The sequence below is a fragment of the Halorubrum sp. AJ67 genome (assembly GCF_000513435.1).
In genome coordinates this window covers 25,736-27,438 of the sequence record NZ_CBVY010000030.1, presented here as the reverse complement: position 1 = coordinate 27,438, position 1,703 = coordinate 25,736, and the positions used below count along the sequence as shown (strand labels likewise).

At 69.9% G+C, this 1,703-nt stretch carries 2 protein-coding genes; one reads left to right on the top strand and one right to left on the bottom strand.

All coding sequences use genetic code 11. The features are described from left to right. Positions 1-1,212: GMC family oxidoreductase (locus BN903_RS14630; RefSeq protein ID WP_048078428.1), on the bottom strand; the 1,212-nt coding region annotated here is incomplete at its 3' end. 161 nt (positions 1,213-1,373) lie between these two features. Between BN903_RS14630 and BN903_RS14625 the strand changes: the two genes are divergently transcribed. After that, on the top strand, positions 1,374-1,703 hold a 330-nt coding region (locus BN903_RS14625; RefSeq protein WP_048078427.1), incomplete at its 3' end, for a PHP domain-containing protein.

Sequence of the window (1,703 nt, the reverse complement as noted above, 5' to 3'; positions counted from 1 at the left end):
GATCCGCGGCGCGTCGAAGGGGTCGTCCGACGCGAGCGTGACGCGGCCGCGGCTCTCCGGTCGGAGCTGCGTCGCGCCGATCGACAGCCCCCCGCCCGTCGGCGGGGTTCGGCGAGCCCGTCGCTCCACTGAAGTACAGGGCGCGAAGTGGAACTGGAGGTCGGGGCGGGGTTCGTCCTCGCTCGTGCGAACGAACCCGCCGGCCTCGCCGACGTTGGAGGTGAGCTTCCCGCGCTTGAACACGAACCAGTTGAGGACGTCCCGCAGCCCGCCAGCGTCGTCGAGCGTGCTCACGTCGTCGGCCGTCTCGTAGACGGTGAAGGCGAACAGGTGGTCCTGAAGGTTCCGACCGACGCCCGGCGACTCGACCGCCACGTCGATGTCATGGTCCGAGAGGTGGTCCGGGTCTCCGACGCCAGAGAGCATGAGCAGCTGCGGGGAGTTGACCGCGCCGGCGCTGAGGATCACCTCCTCGCCCGCGCCGGCGCTGCGGGTCCGGCCGTCCTGTCGGTAGTCGACGCCGGTCGCATGGCCGTCCTCGATGGTCACCGCCGTCACCTGCGCGCCGGTCTCGGCGGTGAGGTTCGGGCGGTCGAGGGCGGGCTTCAGGTACGCGTCGGCCGCGCTGTGGCGTTTTCCGTTCTTCTGCGTGACGTGGTACAGGCCGACGCCCTCCTGTGTCGCCCCGTTGAAGTCGTCGTTCCGGTCGTAGCCCGCCGCGGCGGCGGCGCGGACGAACGCCTCGGAGGCGGGCCGCGGCGAGGTCTGTTCGGTGACGCTGAGCGGTCCGTCCGCTCCGTGGTACGACGATCCTCCCGGGCCGAAGCGCTCCGCCCGCTTGAAGTACTCCAGCATCGAGTCGTACTCCCACCCGTCGTTGCCCAGTTCGGCCCAGTGGTCGTAGTCGGACGGGTGGCCGCGGACGTAGATCATCGCGTTGTTCGACGAGCAGCCGCCGAGGGTCTTGCCGCGCGGCCAGTACAGCTCCCGGCCGCCGCAGTGCTCCTGCGGCTCGGTGTAGTACTCCCAGTCCGTCGAGGTCTTGAACAGCTCCGGGAACGCCGCCGGAATCCGGATGTTCCGCTCGTCGTCCGGCTCGCCCGCTTCGAGCAGCAGCACGGACGCCTCCGGGTCCTGTGTGAGCCGGTTCGCGAGGACGCAGCCCGCGGACCCGGCACCGACGACGACGTAGTCGTACTCGCTTTCCATCATGGACGATCATGTGCGGGACGGCCAATTAAGTGTACCCGTGTCACACACCGTCCGTCGGCGAGGGCCCCCGTCCCGTCTCGTTCCCGGAGGTTCGACGGAGCCGACCGCGACCCGCCGCCGTCGCTCGTCCATTTATATACCTCCCGCCGCGTAGTCCGAGCGTGTCCCGCGTCACCGTCAGCATCGACCCGCACGTCCACTCCGAGGGCAGCTACGACGGGCACGAGCCGGTCGAGCTCATCTTAGAACACGCGGCCGAGATCGGACTCGACGCGGTCGTCATCACCGACCACGACGTGATCCGGGAGTCGAAACGCGCCGCGGAGATCGCCTCCGAGTACGGGCTGATCGGTATCCCCGGCGTGGAGGTGTCGACCGCGCACGGCCACCTGCTGGCGGTCGGCGTCGATCGGATGCCGCCGCGCGGGCGACCGTACGACGAGACGGTCCGGCAGATCCACGAGCAGGGCGGGGTCGCGATCGTCCCGCAC